Origin of the sequence: Nitrosophilus labii, assembly GCF_014466985.1 — a bacterium.
In the GTDB taxonomy this organism is placed as follows: Bacteria; Campylobacterota; Campylobacteria; order Campylobacterales; family Nitratiruptoraceae; genus Nitrosophilus_A; species Nitrosophilus_A labii.
The window spans coordinates 1,694,583-1,717,243 of the sequence record NZ_AP022826.1 but is presented as its reverse complement, the minus strand read 5'-3'; the positions used below and the strand labels follow the sequence as shown (position 1 = coordinate 1,717,243).

Here is a 22,661-nt window from a genome sequence, read left to right as displayed (position 1 = left end):
AAAGCCTTTTTATCAATTTTTTTGTATTATAGACTAAATCCTCTTAAAGGACTACTATGGCACATATCGGTATTTGGATGTATCAAAACGGCGGTGGGGATTTGATTGAAAAAAAACTTATTGCAAAACTTCAAGAGCGAGGGCATATCGTCTCAACCGGACTAAATCTTCGTCAAGCGATTTCAGAAAACGGAAAAATTTTACTCAATGGGCTTAACTTGTATGAACTTGATTGTTTTTTTAGCTATAACGCCGGTGAACAGACGAAATATCAAGTCTATCTTTATGAAGCTCTAGATAAACATGTGCCTTGCATCAATAGTTTTCAAGCTTTCAATATAAGCGAAGATAAGTTTAAAACAAACGATCTTTTACGAAAAGCAGGTATAAGAACGGCCGAATATTTCTTATGCCATAGAGAAGATGTAGAAACTATTCGCAATAAGGTATTGGAGTGGGGCAAAGCTGTTTTTAAGACCGTCGATGGATGGGGCGGTATAGGTATGGCGCTTGTAGATAGCAAAGATAAGCTTGATATGATTTTACCCTTTTTAAATCAAACGGATCTAAGATTTTTTTATATCGAAAAGTTTATCGATTATGACGGAAGCGATTTTAGGGTAGATTTGGTTGATGGAGAGTTTATCGCATGTTATGGTAGAAAAGCAAAAGAGGGAGATTGGCGAACGAATGTAACAAGCGGGGGCAGAGTAGTTTTAAGAGAGTGTGAAGATGAAGTGATAGAACTAGCTCAAAAAGCGGCACGCTCGATAGGTATAGAGATTGCCGGAGTAGATATCATCTACGATAGAGAACATGAAGAGTATGTAGTGTTAGAAGTTAACGGGATCCCGGCTTTTGCCACACCGGAACAAGAAAAAATGGGACTTGATTTTAACGATAAAAAGATTGAGAAAATTGTAGAATTGATGGAGAAAAAACTAAAGGATAACAGATGAAAAAACTACCAAAAATCGGGCTTTTATATCTAGATTATGTTTTGCGATTTTTTGACAGAAGCAATTTCAAAGGTTGGCCGGATAAAATCGAAACAGTAATTTATCATTGGGAGGGTGATGAGAAGCGTTTTATAAAAGAGGTTAAAAAGAAAAAAATAGACGTTTTAATAGGAAATATTCCAGCAACTGCCTATGAGACTTTTAGAAAGATTGCAAGAGAACTTCCAAACGTAAAATTTATTCCATCGCTTGATAGCCAATTTGCCAATAAATCAAAAGAAAATGTTACAAGATTTTGCTGGAAATATGATATTCCCGTTCCAAAAACCTATATATTTTACGATAAAGATGAGGGAATGGCATTTTTAGAAAAAACAACTTATCCTAAAATCATAAAACGAAGCTATGGCCCAAGCAATTATGGAGGCTATTTTGTACATAAAGTAGATAGCTTTGAGGAGGCTAAAAAGCTTTTAGAAGCAAAAAAGTATTGTCCAATCTATATACAAGATTTTGTGCCGATGAGTGCCGATATAAGAGTGATGCTGATTGGCCATAAACCAGTTTGTGCTTTTTGGAGAAGGCCGCCAGAAGGACACTGGCTTACCAATACCTCTCAAGGAGGAAGTATAGATTATATGAACGTGCCCAAAGGGGTGTTGGATCTAGCCGTCAAAGTTAGTAAAGCAGCCAATGCGGAATATTGGGCATGCGATATAGCCGTAGGTAAAGAGGATGGAAAATATCGTATCTTAGAGTGTGCTACTGCATTTGCTGCCTTTCCTTATATAAGAGACTGGATTGGACAGTATCTAATGTGGAAGCTAAGCGACGGAAGATTTCCTAAGCCAAATATACCCGTCTATAACTGGGAGGAGCTTGGCAAAATCGATAGCTCCCTTCTTCGTACGATGCGCTTTATCACCTTTGGACGCTATACTCCTAGCTTTGACGGAGAGTACTTTTTAAATAGGCAAAAGATGGATGAGAGTGGAGCAGTGCATAAGATTTGGGAACTTGACGAAGAGTATCCGATGTTAAATACCGAAGAGAGAGACTATGAAGAGTGGCCAAGCGAAAAGTGGGATTTTACTAAAAAGTGTAAAAATTTTTGGGGAAAGAGTGAGAAAAAAGAGAAGAAAATATCAAACGAAGAACATAGTTTTGAAGAGCCAAGCGACGAACAGCCTGTAGTTTTAAGCGAAGAGGAGATTAAAGAGTTTTTACATAATACACTTGGCAAAAAGGCAAAAAAAGTGTTAGAGCAGATTGACGCGTTTAATATATCTTACGAACTAGATAATAATCCCGATGCTTTACTAGAAATTAAGGGAATTAAAGATAAAACGCTAAAAAAATTGCTTGAAGCTTGGCAAGAATTTAAAAAGGAGAGATTTGAAACATCAATATAAGTCCTACGAAGAGACGATTTCGTTTTTAAAACAAAAAGTCAAAGAGTATCCGCATCTAATTAAACTTCAGGTTATTGGCAAAACTTGGGAGAATCGAGATATCATTTTGGCTACCGTTTCGCTTGACGTGGAATATGCCGATTTAAAGCCGGCTTTGCTATACACGGGTACGATTCACGCAAGAGAGTGGATAGGTAATGAGCTGGCAATCGCTTTTGTGGATTATCTACTAAAAAACCATAAAAGTGATCCAAGAGTTATAAGCGCGTTATCGAAAAATACGCTCTATATAGTGCCCGTGCTAAATCCTGACGGTTTCGAGTATTCACGCAGTCACTACTCCTTTTGGCGAAAAAATAGACGAAAAAACTCTGATGGGAGTTTTGGAGTAGATCTAAATCGAAACTTTAGCGTTGGCTGGGTAAAGTCTAAAGATCCATCTTCCAATATTTATGGAGGACCAGAGCCCTTTAGCGAGCCTGAAACCAAAGCAATAAAAGAGTTTGTAGATACTCATCCAAATATCACGATAGCTTTAGATTATCACTCGCAAGGCAACGTCTTTTTTCCAGCACACAAATTTAACCATGAAGCCGAAATCGAAGGAACCGATTTAAATGTTCTTTGTGCCAATATGAACTATGAGATCGAAAAGGTAACTGGTAGACGCTACGGGATTCATAGGGGAAAACCTCCGGCTAGGCTTATTCAAGGAAGCGCAAGAGAGTATTATTACTCAAAAGGCATATTGGCGGCCGTTGTTGAGGTTGGTACAAGAAATATTCCAGATTACTTGCAAAATATGAGCGAATCGATCGATGAAAATATCCCGGCTCTTCTATATGCTTTAAACGAAGCACATAGTTACGCAGTAAATAAACCGGCTAGAGTGGAAAACTTTGTGATAGATGAGTATGAAAGTAACTGCGTCAAGCTCAAATGGGAATATGATAAAGAAGAGTATCCAAACGTCTATTTTGAGATTTATCGAAATGAAAAACATAAAGAGTCTTGCCGTGAACCTAGTCTTATCGCCACCACAAGCGAACTGGAATTTGTCGACAAAGATAGAGCCAGCGGTAAGTTATATTTTTACTATATTCGTCCCGTAGATAGGCTTACAAAGCAAAAAGGGCCGTTTGCTCCTCAGCTTAAAATTATGACAAAACTAGAGCGAGACGAGTTTTTTAGAAGCATTTTTCCATGTCCGCAAGATATTGGCTACGTTGCTCAAAAATCGAAAAAAAACCCGGAGCACTTTGGTAAAAACTCACTATTTGTAGGCGTAAACAAAACTCTTGGCATAAGTTATGCCATAATGCGCTTTCGTCTTGACTCTATTCCCCAAAACGCAATTATTAAAGAGGCAAAAATAAGTCTCTATCCCTTAAATCGCGTTAATGTAAAGATTGAAAAATATGGAGAGTGGGGGATAAGTATCATTGAAGATGTTGAGGATATAACCGATTTTAATCAGATCCATAACGCAAAAGTGATTCAAACCCTTGGACAAACGATTCCCTCACAAAAATTGACTCAAGGTATCTGGAAGACTTGGGAGTTAAACGCTTTTGAGCGAAAACTTTTAGAAGAAGCCTTAAAGAAAAAAGAGGTGCTCTTTCGAATGCAAGGGCCGACAAAACTTCCTCTTGGAGCAGATAGCCAGATGATGGTGTTTGATCTTGGATATGGCCCTTTTGGCGGAGGGATTCACTACCGACCCCATCTATATATTAAATATACCGTTCCGCCGGCTGAAGTGGAGCTAGAGCCTTTGAAGCTAGCAACCGTAAAAAAAGATGAAATTCTTCTTGATACGCTCTCTTGCGGGTATGATGAAAAGGGTAATATTGTTTATGGATATATGGAGTTTGATCTCTCTCTCTTGCCTGATGCTAATGAGTGCGTTATAACTGAAAGTTTTATCAAAATCAAAAATGAAAACATCAAAAAAAGCTCTTTAGATATTCGTTACTTGATCGAATTTGTAGATTTAGAAAAGTTAGATTATACCCATATCCAAAACAGAAAGTCCCTTGGTTTTATCGATTATGAAGTGAGTGAAGAGCAGCTTGTCAAAGAGAATACCAACTACTTCTTATTTGATAGTGCTAGTAAAATCGAATTAGAAAACTTTCATACCAAAAATAGACCCGTTGGATTTATTATCCACCCAACACCGGCAAGCGAAGCTAAAGATCATCTCATTAATTGGTTTGATAAAAATAGTCCAAATGTGGTAAAGCTTGTGATTAAGTATATCAAAAAGCGAAAAATGCCCGTAAGTCCAGTTACAAACTTAAAAGCCACCATCGAAAAAGGTATGGTAAAATTGACTTGGCAAAACCCAAAAGATAAAGATTTTGTAGGAGCCTATGTGGTTCGAAACCGTTTTCATCCGCCTAAAAACCCACAGGACGGCGTAAAGCTCTATGCCGGGCGAGATAACTACACCTACGATAACTTTGGCAACACAAAAATCGCCAAATATTACGCAGTCTTTACATACGACAATGTTCCAAACTATTCTGAGCCGGTAGTTTTATATTATGAACCGTAAAATTTTGGCTTTTTTTATCAAAGAGAGACTCTTTTCTCTCTTTTGCACTTTTTGCCTTTACCTCTTTTATCGCTAAACGCTACCTGTGCTTGAGTCAAGATAAGTATGAGGTTTTTTATTTTAGAGATTTTTAAGACAGTTTCTCTTTATCTTCTCTCGATAATTTTCTTCTATACGCTATTTACCGATACTTCGCTTTAAAAAATAGACTATATGCTCTTAATTATTTTTTATCTTTTCTTTGAAATTGCGGATAATCTTTCTATTTTGCTTTATCAAAACCTGTTTGATTCTCATATCGCTTTTTTTACCGCACTCCTTCTTAGTCAAATAATGAGTAACGTTCCAACCGCCGTACTGCTATCAAACTTTACAAACGATTGGAAATCGCTGATATGGGTGTTAGTGTCGGAGGTTTTGGTGTTTGTGGATCACTAGCTAGCATCATCGCATATAGTCTCTATATCGCAAAATATAAAAATGCTTATAGATTTTTAGTAAAGTTTTTTTTAATTTTTTGGCTCTTTTATTTGGCGTAGAACTTTTTTCTAAATCAAATTTGGGGTTGAAAAACCTTTTTTTGGTCTTGATATAAAAACAAGCGCTATCTTTATCTAAGTCGATTTTTTTCTTAATGTTTTAGCGCTTGCGAAATGAAAGTTTTGGGTAAGCTAATAAAACTTATCGTTCTAAAAATCTATAATGTATATATATTCATTTTTTCCTTTGAGAAAAACTCAAAATCAATTGGTATAAATTTGACTTTAGTGTTCTCTTTGAGCAAAGCGATCTCTCTATGAAGTATGATATATCCGTTTGAGTTGCTTAAAGGAGTTACCATACCGGGACCTTTTTTTTGCGATGGTATAAAAAATTTTCCGTCAAAAAAGCCAGGTATCACAACTTCGCGACCAGGTCTGTTTTTAATATCCTCTTTTAATATAGCTTCTATACAGTTTTGATAAATATCTTTGCGTCCGCTTAACTTGTTTATTATAAATCTTCCAAAAATCTCAAAATTTAGCGCAGCCGCTAACGGATTGCCCGGAAGATTTAGTATAAGGGTCTTATTTAGAGTGCCAAAAGTTGTTGGCTTTCCCGGTTTTATCTCAACTTTATCAAAATATATTTTTGTTCCAAGCTCCAAAAAAGCCTCTTTGGTAAAATCAGCCTCTCCTACGCTTACTCCACCGCTTGTTATTAGAAGATCAAAATCTTGCGCTTTTTTGATAAGCTCCTTGATGGATTCTTTATCGTCATCGCTTGAGCCTAAAAAGCTCACTTCGCAACCTAGCTCCTTTGCTCTTGAGTAAAAAACGGGAGTATTTGAGTTATATATCTGGTGAGGCTCTATATTTTCATAATGCATCTTAAGCTCTTTTCCGGTAGCAAAAACACCGACTCTTACTCTTTTGTACACTTTTAGATACGAGTACCCTTGCGATGCTAAGACTCCAATAGTATAGGCGTCTATTTTTTCTCCTGCTTTTACTATAGTTTCGCCTTGGCTAATATCTTCTCCGGCTTTTCTTATATTGGCGTATTTTTTGATCTCTTTTGGCAATGTTACGTAATCTTCTTCAATGGTAACATCTTCTATCGGCACTACTGCTTCAGAACCTCTTGGTATTTTGGCTCCGGTCATTATCTTTACGGCGCTATTTTCTTTTAAAATTATCTCTTTATTTTCTCCGGCCAATACTGTTTCTATAACTTTAACTTTTTTACCGGCGTCTGATAACTTAACGGCAAATCCGTCCATTGCGGAGTTGTCAAATCTTGGAAGATTGAAGTTTGCCTTTAAATTTTGCGCTGATATCCTTCCTGTTGCTTCCTCTATAGGAACTATCTCGAGGCCTTTTTTTTCAACTACATCTTCAATGATTTTTAAGCCCTTTTCTATAGTAACTTTCATCAACTTCCTTTTGATATAATTTTATAAAATAAGGTTGAAGGTTGAAGGGAGAAGGGTGAAGGAAGAAGAGTAAAGAGAAGAAGAACAATTTATCCTTCTTCACCCTTCTTCTTTCTTCCTTCTCCCCTCTGCCTTCATCCTAAAAAAAGGAGTTTTCTTGGAACAGTTGGTTAAAATGTCTATTTATATCCATATGGCGGTTGCCGTTTTTTTGATTTTATCACAATTAGCTTATTTTCTTATCAAAAATGAAAAAAGTTTTATAAAATTTTCTAAAAAATTCAGAAATCTGCTTTTGATACAAAACATCATTTTCGGTATGACAGCTTTTACCGGCGTAGTCGTAATGGCGGTTACTCAGTTTACCTTATGGAATCTAGAGATATTTTTGATGATATTTTTAGCGATAGGTATCTTTGTTTATCAGATAATTCTTTATAAAAAAATCAGGCCAATAAAATCGATAGAAAAAGAGTTGCAAGAGGAGTTTAAAAAGTATGCCTCAAAGATTTATCTAAGTGAAGCAGTAGCTGGAGTTGTAATCTATATATTGGCGAGGATTTTATGATTGAAAATAGAGTATATAGAGAGATAATAGAGATTCTAAAGAAATATTTTTTAGATAAAGATTATAAATTGGTGCTACTTTTTGGCTCTTTCGCAAAAGGAGATTTTCACTCATTTAGTGATGTTGATATTGCTGTTTGGATTGAAAAAGATGAAATAGAGAATAAGATAGATTTAAATTTGGAGTTGGAAGAGATTTTAGGGAAAAAGGTTGATATTGTTAATTTAAAAGATCTTTTTAAAAAAGATTCTCTGTTATCTTACGAGATAGCTATTAATCATATTCCCATAAAAATAGCCGATGAAGAGTTGTATATTGATTTTAAATCGAAAAGTTATCTTTATTATTTTGATAGAAAGCCTTTATATAAGATGATAGATAAAGCCTTCAAAGAAAGGATAGAAAAAGATGATATTGCAAAAGTTACAAAGATTAGAAGATAATATATCTGTTTTAAAGGAAATAAAAGAGGATATAAAAAAAGGCGAATTTGATAAGAAAAAAGAGTGGGAGATTAGGTATGGATTTTTTGAATCTATTCAAATCGTAATAGATATTGCTTGTAAACTTGTTGCAAAATATAATCTTGTAAAACCAAAAAGTTATAGAGAATGCATTGAAGGACTTGTAAAAGCTAATATTTTACAAAAAGATATTGCTAATGATTTTATAAAAATGGTGGGGTTTAGAAATATCTTAATACACGATTATGAAGAGATTAAAAAAGAGGCTTTGATAGGGTATTTAGATAGGTTAGATGATTTTAAAATTTTTATAAAATCGGTAAAAGAGTTGTAATGCAGTTTGTTTACCATCCTAAAAGTGGTGAAGAGATTTTAGAGATAGAGGGTGAAGTATATAACTATCTATTTAAAGTTAGACGTCATAAAAAAAATGAAAGAGTAGTGTTTAGAAATCTAAAAGACGGCTTTTTATACTTTTATGATATAACCGAAGTAAGCCGTAAAAGAGCTTTGTTAACGCTTGTTCATAGAGAAAAAAAAGAGATTGTGCCTAAAAAATCTTTTCATCTTATCTGGTGCGTTGTTGATCCAAAAACTGTGGAGAAAACTTTACCGATGTTAAACGAAATAGGAATAGGCAAGATAACTTTTGTATATTGCGACAGAAGTCAGAGAAATTTTAAAATAAAACCGGAAAAACTTCAAAAGATTTTGATCAACTCTTGTCAGCAGTGTGGAAGAAGCTCTTTAATGGAGATCTCTTTTGCTAAAAATCTTTCTAAAATTATAAAAGAAACCAATAACATAGTAGTTTTGGATTTTAGTGAAAATAAAGTTAAAAATACCGATAATATAGAAAATATTGTTGTAGGTCCAGAAGGCGGTTTTAGCGAGAAAGAGAGAGAACTATTTAGAGATTTAAAAGTTTTAGGCTTGGATACAGAAACGGTTTTAAGAAGTGAAACTGCGGCTTTGGCGCTCTCTATGAAGGTTTTATTATGAGATTTATACTCCTTCTTGCGTTTTTTTTTACGCTTTTTTTAAGAGCGGATATTATTTTAGAGGGGTATCTACATCCAGGAGATAACAAAAATACCATGTATACGCCTGAAGATCCGTTAACTAGGTATGACGAGAGTACTTATGACTACTATCTGAATAATCCAAGTCGTTTTTATGTAACTGAAGACGTAAATATAACTAAAATTGAGTTGGTAGCTCCGTACGGTTTTGAAACTGATAGCAATCTTAGAGTATATATAGACGGTAATTTAGTAGCGACGGGTAACGATGGAGAGACTTTTGTGGATGTTGATCTATATTTAACCGCAGGAATGCATGCCATTGCGGTTAGGGGAAGCTGTTATCGTAACGGTAGAGAACGTGATTGTAGCTCTAGAAATATCGACGATATCGATGATTTTCATTTTAGCGCCATTAGACTTGTTAGCGATCGGGGAAGTTCGGCTATAAATTTTATACAAAGAAGGCATATTGGTGATACTCCGGATTATATATGTTATGGGTTTGGTTGTTATGAAAGTAACGACAACTATGATGATTTAACAAACGATAACGATAAACCTTTTTATTATCCCGACGATTTTGAAGATACTTCGGTATCTTACGATTTTAACACCTCTTGCAGCGCGGATCGGATAACTTTTTTTATATCTAGGATTAGAGATATTCACGAAAACGGTATAAACAAACTAAACTTTTATATAGACAACTCTTTGATTAAGAGTTTTGATTTAAACGCAAGCGACGACAGTGTTTACGATTTAAACTTGACATATTACGGAAATCTCTCTCCTATAAGTAACGGCAAAGTAGAAATTGTATCCGGCACATTTACAGGCGGCGGAGGATATGACGATATCTCTTGGGACGAGTTGATTATCATTCCCCGATGTTTGCCAGATAACGGCAACAACGTTAACTATAAATTTGACGCTTGGGATACTTTTAGAGATATAAACGATCGAAACATCTCTACTAAAATAATCTCTAAAGATTTTAGTCTAACAATAGCTTCTTTGGATGAGATGGGAACAAACTATCAAGAGTTTAACGGAACTGTATGTGTACAGATAGTAGATGATTTAAACAGAAGCTTTACTCCTTGGCAAAAACTGCTTTTTAGCGATCAAAACCTATCTACCTATAGCAGTATAGTCCTCTCAAACGCTTTGAAAAAAGTTAGAGTTTTGATAGCGTGGAAAAGGGATATTGACGATAGCTGTCCTTTGAGTGTTGAAGACAATAGAACTTTATCAACCGATAATTTTGCCGTAAGACCCGATAGATTTATTATATATCCGCCATCAAACCAGATTTATGCGGGGGAAGATTTTAATCTCTCATTTGCCGCTAAAGTTTTTGGCTCGGATACAAATGCAACCGACTACAACGAAACCCTAAAAGGCTCATTTACGGTGAATGCAAACGAGACTAAAGTAGGATGTGAAAACGGAACGTTAACGCTTGCTTCTTTTAGTTTTACTAGCGGAGAGGCAAAAAATATTACAGCAAACTATGATGAGATTGGCGATATTAATGTTACTGTAAAAGAGATAAACGGTAGCGAGTTTGCTAGAATCGACTTTGACGATACAAACGATAGCGAAAGATTAATAGCGTCAAATACTACAACTATCAACGTAAAACCCTACGAAGCCAATATCACCGATCTTAACTTTACCGTATCTACCGGCCAGAATTGGCTCTATATGATTAAAAATTCGGATTTAAAAGATATGAACGTAACTTTAGAAGCTGTGTTGAGCGTTTTTTCAAAAAACGGAACTCTGCTTAACGACTTTAATAGCAGCTGTTATGGAGAAGATGTTGAGATAAAGTTTTTTTACGATGTAAACAGCAGCGGCAATATAGATATAACGGCCGTATATCTAGGTACAACGAATGACGCTAACAGCTCTTTGGAGGATATCAATAAAACTATGAGGTTTGATGTAACTCTTTTTAGAAACGGTAAAGCTAAAAATAGATACGCATTTGATGTAAACAGAAGTTTTGATAACCCGATAGATCCGATATTTGTCAAGTTGAAAGAAGTTAATATCATAACAAACGTAGCAAAGAGATTAAATGGTGCCAAGGTGAAAGATGATATGAATGCCACTTTTTATTTTGCTAGAGTTTGGCCAAAAGATATATCAACAAACAAAACAGATGACAACACTACCGCAAAAATTTTAGTTTTTAGCAGTATAAAAAACGAGTTTGTAAAAGATTTTAACGAAACTTTGGTAAACTGGTATCAAAATAGCTACCATTCAAATATCTCTTACGGAAATATAGTTGAGACTAACGTAACAGATACTACTATCCTTAATACAGACGTTAATATCAATACATCCTCTTCATTGGACAATAACGGAACTTTTAATATAAACATTTCAAACAGTAACGCGCTAGAGGGAGTTTTTTATATACATCTAAATATCTCTTCTTGGCTTTGGTATTTGCCAAAAGGGTTTGGAGAAGATTATAACTATACTTCTGGAAGTAGTTGTCTCTCTCATCCTTGTATAAAGTACGAGTATAAAACTCAGACTCAGGGAAATGCAGTAGAAAGCGGAGGCGCTTTTAAAGGGGTTGATATAGAAGATATTAATATAAGCGATAACAAAAGAGGTATAAGGCTCTTTAGATGAGAAAAGGTTTTACGCTGATAGAGCTTATATTTTCTATGGTGATAATCGCTATTGCATTTACAGTTTTGCCAAAAATTTTACAGCTTAGCACTAAAGCCTCTACCCAAAGTATAAGAGAAGAGGCTATGTTTAGTGCAGTAGCTCTTTTGGGACTTATCAAAGCTACCGCTTGGGATGAAAAAAATAGCGAATATGACGATATTTTGCTTGTTAATAACGGCAATGCTGCTTATGAATGTAACAATAACGGATACAGAGTAGGAGGTTTTTTAGGTTCTAGAAATTGTGAGCACAAAGTGAAGGCTTCGACGTTGGGAGCCGATAGTGGCGAGCCTCCTTATGATGACTTGGATGATTTTACAACTGTCAATGCAAACAATTATAACAGTAGCAGAAGTTATAAACTTAGTGTTAAGGTTGATTTCGTAGAGGATTTAAGTCTAAATGATGAGGTATTTAAAGATGAAAACTTTATAACTCCTAACTCCACAAACACAAAATATATAGTTATCGATGTAAATAGTACGAAAAAAACGGAGCTGCTTAGAAAAAATATAGCTAGATTTGTTTTTCACTCTTTTAATATTGGTCAAACTCATATAAACAGGCTTTCTTGGTATGAATAAGAGAGGATTTACGCTTATTGAGCTGATATTTGTCGTAGTTATTGTTACGATTTTAAGTGTCGCTACCTTTAAAGCGCTGCAGACGATTTTGATAAGGAGTTATAAAGCAAAAGAGATTACAAGACTATCTTTACAATCTCAAATAGCCGTAAATCAGATCAGCGAATATCTATCAAACAGGGTCCCTTCAACCGTGATTGGCTATGACCCTCAAACGGGAGAGTTTGAGTATATAGGGGAGTTAACTTCAATCAAACCTGTTTTAGAGTGGATAGGGATAGCAAACGAGGCTTTGTTAAACGGAAGCTACAGCGGTTTTTTGGATTTGAAGAAGTCAAACAAAGATACAAACACCACATACTCTCCAAACAGTAACGGCGATGCGATAGCTGCAACGATTCAGAAAAAATTTGTAATTTCCGATGATATTTACGCTAACAATATTGTAAATCTGATTTTTGCGGGAAGTTTTGATAGGGGAAGAAGCGATATTAACGATTTTAACAACTCTTTTGGATGGCATGGAAATCAAAGTTTAAATAGTTTTGATATAGATATAAACTCTACCGGATATATTAAGATAACAGATACTGTTCAGCCAAAATTTATTTATGAGAAATATTTTTTGGTTGATAGCGCATACGCAATAGCAAGAAGAGCGGATTTAAAAGAGATTGACTGGAGCTGTAACGATGTAAACTGGAGCGATATCAATGATTATACGTTGCTTCTTTTTTATGACTATCGTCCATGGAGAGGCGAGACATTTTGCGGCGACTCTAACGGAAATCCAGGAGGTAGAGTAACGATTCTTATGAAAAATGTGGCAAGATTTAGATTTGACGAGATAGATTATACAATAAGAATTAGTCTAGATATAAATAGAAGCGTAAAGGGTTCTACTCCTATACATATATCCAAAATGAAGGTAGTGTTTTGAGAAGAGCGTTTAATCTACTAATGGCTATTTTTATGGTACTGCTTTTAAGCGGTGCGGCTGTTTTAACACTTAAATATGCGTCTATCAGTGCAAAACATATAAGTGATAGCTACATAAAAGAGCAAGCGGAAATATTTATGCAAAGCGTCATTGAAGCTACTATTTTGAAAATAGAGGGAGATGACAGAAGTTTAAACAGAGGCTGTATAAAAAATCTAAGATTTTATTCAAACGATAGAAGATTCATAGCAGATGTAAATATAACAAAATATTATCTTTATAACGGTAAGGATAACGATGGTGTTGAACTGTCGGCTTGCGATAGAGTAGTGCCTATTTTAACAGAAGAGTCTCACGGCTATGTACTGATAGAAACGGTAGTTGAGACAAATTCATCACATCCGAAAATAAAAGGTTTTGTCTCTCCGGTAAGAATTGCCAAAAGGACGTTACAAAGGCCATGAAAAAAGCTTTTACACTAGTTGAACTTATAACAGTTTTGATAATTATAGGTATATTAAGTTCAATAGCTTTTTATAGCATTAAGCCAGACTATCTGAAAAATGATACAAATTATGTTTTTATGAAGCTAGAAAATGCCAGGTATAGCGCTATAGGGTACGATAAAAGAGTTTCTAGTTTAGCTGATGTAAATAGTAGCATAGGCTGTATCGATTTTAACAAATTGAGTGAAATAGATGATAAAACCAAAAGCAAAAATTACGTTTTTCGCTCAAAACTAAATTACACTCTTGATATATTGTGTTTTGACAATATAGGGCGTTTGCATGATGGTTCAATCGATAACAATATGACGACTTTAGATTCTTTAATACAAAGTAATGTTATAATCAAACTTAATTATAAAGATAAAAACTCAACTATAAAAGTTTATCCTTTTAGCGGATATATAGAGATTATTTATTGAGGATAGTGATGGAAAGAAATAAAATTGTTTTTTTATATAATGAAAAAGCTATATTATATGACGGTAAAGATATAAAATCCGCTAATTTTAAAGATACTAAAAAGTTTTTTACCGGTGCTCTTATTCCTCTTAAATATGTGGATACTCTAACTTTTAAACTACCTAAAAAACTATCAAACGATGAACTTTCCATACAAGTAGAGATCAAGATGTATGAAGAGGCTGGATTGGATGCAAATAAAGAGTATGTTATAGACTTTTTAAAATATGATATGGGAGATGAGTATATCATAGAGGCTTTTGCCCTAAATAAAGATGATTTTGAAACAGAGTTTAACAGATACAATAAAAAAATAGAAGCTATTGATCTTGTTTTTCCAAGATTTTTATCGTATCAGGCTCTTTACAATAAAGGGCTTAACCTAGACAAAAACGATCTTTTTATATATTTAGATGAAGATGAGGCTTTTGCCGTTATCTATAAAAGAGGAGAGTATATTGGATATAGACTGATTGATTCTATATCTTCCATATCAAAAAGAGTGGGTATTGAAACGGCAAAACTTAAAGAGTATCTGAGTTTAAAAGGGCTTCAAAGGAAAAACTACTCTTTGGATGAGACTCATATCATAGATGCCTTGCAAGAAATTTTTTTAAAAAATATAGAAAAGATAGTCTATTCTATAAATCATAAGCGAACTATTTTTGCATTAGAAGGAATTGATAGGATATTTGTCGATTTCGGTGGAAAAAGTATAGAGGGTTTAAAAGAGTTTTTTGTTTCTTTCGGATATGAAAATTTAGAGATAGAAAGTGTTAAATGTTGCGATAAAGAAGGCGAAGAGACAAAGATATATCTATTTTGCGAGTATATATATCAAGCGGCTGATGAAACTAAAAATCTTCAAAAAATCAATCTCTCTTTTTGGGAAAGAAAGAGGCCGATATACGAATATATGATATTCAAATATACAGCGGTATTGGCTCTTTTTACACTGCTTGGCTTGTCTATTTACGGTTATTTTTATTATAACAACTTAATGTTAGAAGAGAGTATTGTTAAAAAGGAGAAGAGATTAAAAAGTTTAAAAAGCGAATCTGCAAAATATTTAAAAGAACTAAAAAGATTGAAAGATAAAAACCAAAAAATTAAAAAAGAAATAGAGAATATAGAGCACAAAATGTTTGTTTATGAGACTACTTTGAAGATGATACCCTTTATAGAGAGGCAAAAAGTAGCAAGAGAAGAGTTTATGAACGATGTAGTTTACGCCTTGGCAAAATATCGTTTAAATACTCAGTATATAAAACAAAAAAATCCGAAAGAGATGGAAATTATGTTGATTTCTGAATATTATCAGCGCGATAGAATAGCAAAGTTTATAAAAGAGCTTTTAAATAGAGGATATTCAGAGGTTAAAACAGCGCAGATTAGTTATACTGATGGAGTCTATACTAGTAGTGTCAAGGTTAAAAGATGATAGAATTTATATATAGTTTGGAAGAAAAGATTAAAGAGCAAGAACCTAGAAAAAGAGTTTTTATACTATTAATAATTCTTTTTTTAGTTCTGTTTACAATATACTTTTTCCTAATAGAGCCAATTATCGAAGAGATAAATCAAAAACAAGAAACGCTTGCTGCTTTAGAGCAAAAAATATCCAAGAATTCTCCAAAAAAAATGCAGTCTAAAATTTTTTTGAAAAAAAAAGAGATATTTAAAAATGAAAATCTTAAAGAGGAGCTAAATCTGAAGCTTCTTTTGCTAAAAAGCAGATTTGACAAAATAAGATTTTTGTTTGTAAATGATAAAGATTTTAATAGATTTTTAAACAGTCTGCTAAAAGAATCCGTAAATAAAAATATTTTAATAAAAGATATAAAAATATTGGATAAAGAGGAACCGTTTATAGGAAAACTCTATGTTAAAAAGGCAATCAGTGTGGAAGGTAAAGGAAGATTTTTAAATATTATATCTTTTGTTAGAGGGCTGGAGAGTAATAAAATGTTGATGTCTATCAAAGAACTTATAATCGAGACGGAGGGTTCTTTGCCAAAATTTAGTTTCAATATAGATTTTTACGGAGTTCGAAAGTGAGACTCTTTTTATTATCAACAATGCTTTATTTATCGCTATTTGCTGAAGTTTTGCCTTTACCTGTAAAATACGATCCTTTTTATAAGGCTCAAAAGTTATTGAAGAAGAAAAAAAAGATAAAAAGTGTCTCTAGGACTTTAAAACTAACGTTAAGCGCTATATATAACGAAAGAGCATATATTAATGGAAAATTTTATAAAGTTGGAGATAAAATAGAGGGATATAAAATCTATAAAATAGGCAAAAATTTTGTAATTTTAAAAAAAAGAGGCAAAAAGAGAGTTCTTTATCTGGTAAAAAACAAGATTTTAAAGACAATGGAGTATAAATGAGAATATTAATCTTTGCGATTTTATTTATATATTTAAACGTTAATGCGGCTAATCTTTGTGAAAACAGGCTCTTTTCGCTGAGTGCGTACAGTGGTGATAGCAAAAGAGGCATTAGCGTGGAAGATGTATTAAAAGACCTATCTATGCAATGCGGTTTAACTATCAGTTTTGAAGATAAAAAGAGTAAAGATGCGATAAAGAAAAAGTTAGATTTTATAAATATACAAAATTATACGTTTGATGAATTTATCGATTTTCTCTTTGATGAGTCAAATCTGTTTTATAGATATGACAAAATGAAAAATATTATAAAAGTCTCTTACTATAAAAGTGAAACTTTTAATATCGACTATATAAATGTTAGCGAGCTTAGTAGCGAAAGCAGTAAGTCGATAAATACGGGCTCGGGCGGAGGAGTATCAAACAGTTATGGCTCTACTGCAACTACCTCTAGCTACGGTACGGGTACGACCAACTCTAGATACGGATCAAGCGGAGGCACCTCGGCAGATTATACGAAAATAGTCACAAAGTCCGAGTTTACCTTTTGGAAAAGCTTAAGAGAGAGTATCGAAAAACTTCTTTCAGGCTCTAAAGATTATAAACTTTTTATCAATAAAGACGCTTCTTTGTTAACAGTAAGAGCCAACAAAAAGGATTTAGAAAATATTAGGAAATTTTTAGATTCGTTGATGAAAAAGATGCATAAGCAGGTTTTAATTGAAGCAAAAATTATAGAAGTTGTTTACAACGACAATTATACAAAAGGGATCGATTGGAGCAAATTTAATCTGTCGCTTTCAGGAAGTATTAGTGGTTTTGATACTAAATCAAACGGTACTACTTTTAGTAACTTGACGAAGCCAGATTATTATATAGGTTATAATTTTTCAACAGAAGGATTAATTAATTTTTTAAAAACATACGGAGATGTGAATATACTCTCCAATCCTAAAGTTTTAACTCTAAACAATCAACCCGCAGTTATCAATGTAGGTGAACAGCTTTCATATAAATATCAAACCGGAGGGATATCGTACACCACTACAGGCACTCCAGTGGGGACTACGACTTACTCTTTAGGCACCACTTTTGTGGGAATTACTTTATATGTTATTCCTGAAGTTAGCTCTCAAGATAGTATTATTATGAAAATAAATCCTGTAATAAGTGAACTTATCGAAAACCAAGAGTTAAATACCACTCAAAGAGAGTTGCCTCCAGATATAAAGATAAAGCAGATGACATCTATAGTAAAAGTGAAAGATGGTCAAAAAGTTTTAATAGGGGGGTTAATTAGCCTGATGGAATCAAAATATCACAAAAAAGTACCCATTTTGGGAGATTTACCGCTTCTAGGAAGAGCTTTTCACTCAACCCAAGATATTAAAAAAAGAAGCGAGCTTTTTATTTTGCTTGTACCTAAAATAGTTAAATCTTCAAATATGCCCACTATAGATGAGGTAAAAATTTTTAAAGGGCGAAAATTTGAGTAACTATATAGAGATTACGAAAATTTTTGAAGAAAATGCAAAAGCAGTCGACTTTTTTGAGAATGCGGAAGTTTTAGGCGTAAAGTCTTCGTTAACCAATATTTTAGATAAAGAGACAAAACAGCTTATTTTCTTAATAGGTGAGCCGGGAGTCGGTAAAAGCGCATTTTTGAACAACATAGAAGAGTTTTTGGAAAATAGATACACGATAATAAAATTTGACACCCCTTTTATGGAACCTGTCGATTTTATAAAGACTCTTATTAAAAAAAGAGAGCGAGAGATAAAAGATTTTTCGTTGGAAGGTTTGATAAAAGAGGTAGTAAGAATCTATGAAGATGAGAAATGTTTAATAACTATTGATGAGGCGCAACTTCTTTCTAAAAAGATGATAGAGCTTATAAGGATTTTAGCGGATAGTAAAGCGTTTTGGTTTTTGCTAGCAATGCATAAACATGAATCTAAAGAGATTTTAAATGAGCCTCAATTCTCGTCTCGCCCACATAAAGTTTTGGAACTTGGAAAATTGCAAAAGAATGAGTGCAGAGATTTTATATACAATACTTTATCTAAAGCCGATATGAACTCTTTTGCCGAAGAACTTTCAAAAAAGTATCTTGGATTTATATATAAAGTTACAAAAGGTAATTTTAGAGATTTAAAAAAACTTTTATATAACCTTTTTTTACTTTTGGATTATGCTATAAGCAACAACAAAAAAAAGTATCAAAAGCTCTCGGAGTGCCTCCTGATTATGGCTGCGATAGAAGGAGGTCTTATAGATGTTTAATTTTGAACGCTTAGAAAAAAAGTGTAAAAAGTATAGATTAAAACGGTATTTCCCGTTTATAATTTCGATTTTTTTTGTGATTTTTATTTTTATTTATATTATGGATGATTTTTCTGAAAAAAGTTTTGAAGAAAAAAAAGCCGTCGAATTTAACAAGTCGAAAAAATCGGAATTAATTAAAAAAGAGCCAAATATTCATATAGAAAATAGTGCTCAAAAAATTGTTAAAAAACTAAAAAAGGGCAAATTTGCAAATAGTGAAAAAAAGTGTTATGCGCTACAGTTTTTAGAATCTAGAAAAAAGTATCTTTCTGATATTAAAAAAATAGAGGATAATTTAGAAAGTTACGGTTTAGAGTGTTATCTGAAATTTGGAAGTATTGATAGCGACAAAGTATATCTAAGATGCAATAAAGTTGAAAATTATGAAGATTTGAACAGATTTATAGATTTGGCCAAAGAGAAAAATCTGGACTATTTTGTAGTTAAGGAGAGTTGTGAACCGTTAAAAAAAGTTAAAGATGTTAAAGAAGAAAAAAGTGTGATTATAGAAGAGAAAAATATATCTTTAAAAAATGCTCAAAAAACTGAGAAAGAAAATAGTGCTAATTTGGAGCAAAATCGAAATATTTTAAATATAAAAGAGCCTTCGATAAAGGATTTGGAAGAGCTTTTTCAAAAAAGGAAAACATATAAGTTGGCTATAAAAATTGCTAAATACTATTTTGAAAAAAGAGATTACAGAAAATCTCTTGAATGGGCAAAAACCGCAAATACGATAGATAACGAATCTGAAGAGTCATGGCTTTTGTACGCAAAATCCTTATATCATCTTGGAGATAAAGAATCAGCAATAGAGCTATTGCAGGTGTATTTAAAGTTTAAACACTCAAAAGATGCTGCAAAACTTTTAGAACAATGGATGCAAAATGATAGCTAAAAAGATACGTCTAGGCGATATTTTAGTTGAAGAGAGATTGATTACGCCAGAACAGTTAGAGCGTGCATTAAAGATTCAAAAAGAGCTTAATTTTACAAAAAAACTTGGTGAAATTTTAATCGAAGAGGGGTTTGTAACCCAAAAAGAGCTTTTAAAAGCTTTATCTAAACAGTTAAAGATCGATTTTATAGATCTTTATGGAGAAGAGATAGATTTTGACAAACTTGCAAAAAAATATCCTTTCAATCTTTTAAAAGCGGCAAATGCGATACCTTTTAAAGAAGATGAGGATTTTTTATATGTGGCAACTTCCGATCCGCTTAATTATGAAGCATTAGAGCATCTAGAGAGGACTATATCTTTAAAACCTATAAAGATATATTTGGCTCTTCAAGAAGATATAGACGTTATTTTTCATAGAATAGAGATATTAAAGCAGACTAAAGAGATTGTTGAAGAGGTAAAAAAGGAGTTAAGAACTGAAGGTGCGAAAAAAGAGGGAGAAGAGAGTGCCGTAATGAGGCTTATTTTACTAATAATCAAAGACTCCATTGTAAAAAGAGCAAGTGATATCCATATAGAACCTGATGAGAAAGAGGTAATAGTAAGGGCAAGAATAGATGGTATTTTACATGAAAATTTTGTTTTTGATCTAGAGATATATAATGCGCTTGCTTCAAGAATCAAACTTTTAGGAAATTTAGATATTTCGGAAAAAAGGGTGCCTCAAGACGGAAGATTCTCTTTTACTATAGAAGATAAAATTTATGATTTTAGGCTCTCTACGACTCCAACTATTTATGGCGAATCTTTGGTAATGAGGATTTTAGACAGAGGAAAGGTACTTTTAAAGCTTGAGGAGTTGGGATTTGAAGAGGAAAATCTAAACACGTTTATGGAACTTATCCACTCTCCACATGGAATTATACTTATAACAGGTCCAACGGGAAGTGGTAAAACAACTACTTTGTACGCAGCTTTAAATGAGATAAAAAACATAACCAATAAAGTTATGACCGCAGAAGATCCAGTAGAGTATAGACTTCCCCTTGTTCAGCAGATCCAGGTAAACGAGAAGATAGGTTTGACGTTTGCTAAAGCCGTAAAATCTTTTTTAAGACAAGACCCAGATATTATCTTAATAGGCGAAATCAGAGATTTTGAAACTTTAAATGCGGCCGCTCAGGCAGCTTTAACAGGACATTTGGTGTTTTCAACATTGCATACCAATGATGCGCCCGGAGCAATACCTAGAATGGTTCAGATGGGACTAAAACCGTATCTTATTGCCGACTCGTTAATAGGTGTCGTTGCACAAAGATTGGTTAGAAAGATTTGCCCATACTGTAAAATAGAGATAAAACCTCCGTTAAAGCTTATCGAAAAGGTTAAAAAGTATATACCCCAAAATACTAAATTTTATGGAGGAAAAGGTTGCTCTAAGTGTGATTTTACAGGTTATTTCGATAGGACGATGATATCTGAGATTTTAGTTATCGACGATATATTGGCAAAACTGATTTCTGAAAACGCAAATAAAGTAGAAATAGTTGAATATGCCGAGAAAAAGGGTTCATATCAACCTATGATAGTTGACGGTATTAGCAAGGTTATAAAGGGAATAACTACATTAGAAGAGGTATTTAGAGTTGCTAAGGAAAAATAGTTGAGATACTTTAAAGTAGTTTACAAAAGGGGAAAAAAGAGATTTTCTACTATTATAGAAGCTGAAAACAAGGCTTCAGTATTGCAAAAATTTTCCGATTTAAAGTTGGGAGTTCTGATCAAAATTTCTGAAACAAGCAAACCTTTTTCTTTTTATCTAAAAGAGATTCAAGAAAAACTCAATAACCCTATAAAAAACATAAGAGCCGATATAGAAACATTAATCTCGATTATCGATCAAATTTCAATCATGATTGATGCAGGTTTGCCGTTAAATACTGCACTTGCCGAAACAGTTAAAACACAAGAAAACAGGATGCTTAAGGCTATATTTACTCAAATAATGGAAGATATAGAAGGAGGAAAAAGTTTTTTTGAAGCGGCAAAAAGATTTAAAAAGCAGCTTGGATTTTTAACTTTATCGATGATAAGATTAGGTGAAGAAACCGGAACTTTACCTGAATCGTTAAATCATTTATCAAAAATTTTACAAGCTATTTTAGATAATAGAAGAAAATTTAAAAAGGCTACTAGATATCCGCTTTTTGTTATGTTTGCGATGATAATCTCTTTTGTTATCGTTATAGTAATGGTAATACCGCAGTTTAAACAGTTTTTTGAAGAGACTAAAATGGAACTGCCTCTACCGACTAAATTTTTACTATGGCTAGAACATTTGGTAGTTACTTTTGGTCCATATATTTTGATTGCCGCTGTGGCTATTTTTTCTACACTTCTTATTTTTTACACAAAAAACGAAAAGGTAAGATTATTTTTAGATAAATGGCTACTTAAAGTCTATATTATAGGTGAAGCTACACTTTATGCGATGATTAGTAGATTTATCTATGTTTTTAGAGTTCTTGTAGAAGCTGGAATACCTATGATAGATGCTTTGAAAATAGCATCAGAGATTGTAGAGAATAGTTATATGAAAAGAGAATTAGAAAAAATATCTTTAGCGATTGAAGAGGGAAGAACTCTATATAGCGGATTTGAGGATAGCAGACTTTTTGAAAATATGGTAGTAGAGATGATAAAAGCTGGTGAGATAGGTGGTGGACTTGGAAAAATGCTAGGAAAAGTTAGTAAAATCTATCAAGATAGATTTGATTATATAGTCGACAATATCGCCACTTTGATAGAACCTATCTTGATAGCTGCAATAGCCGGATTTGTTTTAACTTTGTCTTTAGGAATTTTCTTACCTATGTGGAATTTGGTAAATATTGCTGGATAAAAAGGATTTAAATGGATGTTGAGAGCGGAAGTATAGTAATAGCTATAATAA

At 33.3% G+C, this 22,661-nt stretch carries 21 protein-coding genes; 20 read left to right on the top strand and 1 reads right to left on the bottom strand.

Going from position 1 to position 22,661, the window contains the following annotated elements; translation table 11 throughout:
* The first annotated feature begins 56 nt into the window (after positions 1-56).
* The 3 genes from NIL_RS08650 to NIL_RS08640 are packed head-to-tail and all read left to right on the top strand — an operon-like array spanning position 57 to position 4,931.
* Positions 57-959 (top strand): ATP-grasp domain-containing protein, encoded by a 903-nt coding sequence (locus NIL_RS08650; RefSeq protein WP_187647378.1) that lies wholly within the window; start codon positions 57-59, stop codon positions 957-959.
* Positions 956-2,371, top strand: coding sequence for an ATP-grasp domain-containing protein (locus tag NIL_RS08645; RefSeq protein ID WP_187647377.1), 1,416 nt, complete (start codon positions 956-958; stop codon positions 2,369-2,371). The genes NIL_RS08650 and NIL_RS08645 overlap by 4 nt, the downstream gene beginning before the upstream one ends.
* Positions 2,355-4,931: a M14 family zinc carboxypeptidase gene (locus tag NIL_RS08640; protein ID WP_187647376.1), complete on the top strand. Its 2,577-nt coding sequence runs from the start codon at positions 2,355-2,357 to the stop codon at positions 4,929-4,931. The genes NIL_RS08645 and NIL_RS08640 overlap by 17 nt, the downstream gene beginning before the upstream one ends.
* A gap of 697 nt (positions 4,932-5,628) precedes the next feature.
* Here the strand turns inward: NIL_RS08640 and NIL_RS08635 are convergent.
* A complete protein-coding gene (locus NIL_RS08635; protein WP_187647375.1) occupies positions 5,629-6,846 on the bottom strand; it encodes a molybdopterin molybdotransferase MoeA in 1,218 nt (405 codons plus the stop codon).
* 157 nt (positions 6,847-7,003) lie between these two features.
* Between NIL_RS08635 and NIL_RS08630 the strand changes: the two genes are divergently transcribed.
* The 17 genes from NIL_RS08630 to NIL_RS08550 are packed head-to-tail and all read left to right on the top strand — an operon-like array spanning position 7,004 to position 22,610.
* Positions 7,004-7,414 carry a hypothetical protein gene (locus NIL_RS08630; RefSeq protein ID WP_187647374.1) on the top strand — a complete coding sequence of 137 codons (411 nt, stop codon included), beginning with the start codon at positions 7,004-7,006 and terminating at the stop codon, positions 7,412-7,414.
* The gene (gene mntA, locus NIL_RS08625) at positions 7,411-7,857 is read left to right on the top strand and encodes a type VII toxin-antitoxin system MntA family adenylyltransferase antitoxin (protein ID WP_187647373.1); all 447 of its coding nucleotides are present in this window, start codon (positions 7,411-7,413) and stop codon (positions 7,855-7,857) included. The genes NIL_RS08630 and mntA overlap by 4 nt, the downstream gene beginning before the upstream one ends.
* Positions 7,823-8,212 carry a type VII toxin-antitoxin system HepT family RNase toxin gene (hepT, locus tag NIL_RS08620; RefSeq protein WP_187647372.1) on the top strand — a complete coding sequence of 130 codons (390 nt, stop codon included), beginning with the start codon at positions 7,823-7,825 and terminating at the stop codon, positions 8,210-8,212. The genes mntA and hepT overlap by 35 nt, the downstream gene beginning before the upstream one ends.
* A complete protein-coding gene (locus NIL_RS08615) occupies positions 8,212-8,880 on the top strand; it encodes a 16S rRNA (uracil(1498)-N(3))-methyltransferase (protein WP_187647371.1) in 669 nt (222 codons plus the stop codon). The genes hepT and NIL_RS08615 overlap by 1 nt, the downstream gene beginning before the upstream one ends.
* Complete coding sequence (locus NIL_RS08610; RefSeq protein WP_187647370.1) at positions 8,877-11,558, top strand: hypothetical protein; 2,682 nt, start codon at positions 8,877-8,879, stop codon at positions 11,556-11,558. The genes NIL_RS08615 and NIL_RS08610 overlap by 4 nt, the downstream gene beginning before the upstream one ends.
* Positions 11,555-12,184 (top strand): type II secretion system protein, encoded by a 630-nt coding sequence (locus NIL_RS08605; RefSeq protein ID WP_187647369.1) that lies wholly within the window; start codon positions 11,555-11,557, stop codon positions 12,182-12,184. Before NIL_RS08610 ends, NIL_RS08605 begins: the two co-directional genes overlap by 4 nt.
* Positions 12,177-13,124 (top strand): type II secretion system protein, encoded by a 948-nt coding sequence (locus NIL_RS08600; RefSeq protein WP_187647368.1) that lies wholly within the window; start codon positions 12,177-12,179, stop codon positions 13,122-13,124. The genes NIL_RS08605 and NIL_RS08600 overlap by 8 nt, the downstream gene beginning before the upstream one ends.
* The gene (locus NIL_RS08595) at positions 13,121-13,588 is read left to right on the top strand and encodes a hypothetical protein (RefSeq protein ID WP_187647367.1); all 468 of its coding nucleotides are present in this window, start codon (positions 13,121-13,123) and stop codon (positions 13,586-13,588) included. Before NIL_RS08600 ends, NIL_RS08595 begins: the two co-directional genes overlap by 4 nt.
* Positions 13,585-14,052, top strand: a complete 468-nt coding sequence (locus tag NIL_RS08590) for a prepilin-type N-terminal cleavage/methylation domain-containing protein (protein WP_187647366.1) — start codon at positions 13,585-13,587, stop codon at positions 14,050-14,052. The genes NIL_RS08595 and NIL_RS08590 overlap by 4 nt, the downstream gene beginning before the upstream one ends.
* Positions 14,053-14,060: 8 nt before the next feature.
* Positions 14,061-15,533 carry a hypothetical protein gene (locus NIL_RS08585; RefSeq protein WP_187647365.1) on the top strand — a complete coding sequence of 491 codons (1,473 nt, stop codon included), beginning with the start codon at positions 14,061-14,063 and terminating at the stop codon, positions 15,531-15,533.
* A complete protein-coding gene (locus tag NIL_RS08580; RefSeq protein ID WP_187647364.1) occupies positions 15,530-16,150 on the top strand; it encodes a hypothetical protein in 621 nt (206 codons plus the stop codon). The genes NIL_RS08585 and NIL_RS08580 overlap by 4 nt, the downstream gene beginning before the upstream one ends.
* Positions 16,147-16,482: a hypothetical protein gene (locus NIL_RS08575; protein ID WP_187647363.1), complete on the top strand. Its 336-nt coding sequence runs from the start codon at positions 16,147-16,149 to the stop codon at positions 16,480-16,482. The genes NIL_RS08580 and NIL_RS08575 overlap by 4 nt, the downstream gene beginning before the upstream one ends.
* Positions 16,479-17,978, top strand: a complete 1,500-nt coding sequence (gene mshL, locus NIL_RS08570; protein WP_187647362.1) for a pilus (MSHA type) biogenesis protein MshL — start codon at positions 16,479-16,481, stop codon at positions 17,976-17,978. The genes NIL_RS08575 and mshL overlap by 4 nt, the downstream gene beginning before the upstream one ends.
* Complete coding sequence (locus tag NIL_RS08565; RefSeq protein WP_187647361.1) at positions 17,971-18,765, top strand: ATP-binding protein; 795 nt, start codon at positions 17,971-17,973, stop codon at positions 18,763-18,765. The genes mshL and NIL_RS08565 overlap by 8 nt, the downstream gene beginning before the upstream one ends.
* Positions 18,758-19,705, top strand: coding sequence for a tetratricopeptide repeat protein (locus tag NIL_RS08560; RefSeq protein ID WP_187647360.1), 948 nt, complete (start codon positions 18,758-18,760; stop codon positions 19,703-19,705). Before NIL_RS08565 ends, NIL_RS08560 begins: the two co-directional genes overlap by 8 nt.
* A complete protein-coding gene (locus NIL_RS08555; RefSeq protein WP_187647359.1) occupies positions 19,695-21,371 on the top strand; it encodes a GspE/PulE family protein in 1,677 nt (558 codons plus the stop codon). The genes NIL_RS08560 and NIL_RS08555 overlap by 11 nt, the downstream gene beginning before the upstream one ends.
* Positions 21,372-22,610 carry a type II secretion system F family protein gene (locus NIL_RS08550; RefSeq protein ID WP_187647358.1) on the top strand — a complete coding sequence of 413 codons (1,239 nt, stop codon included), beginning with the start codon at positions 21,372-21,374 and terminating at the stop codon, positions 22,608-22,610. It begins immediately after the preceding gene.
* Positions 22,611-22,661 lie beyond the last annotated feature (51 nt).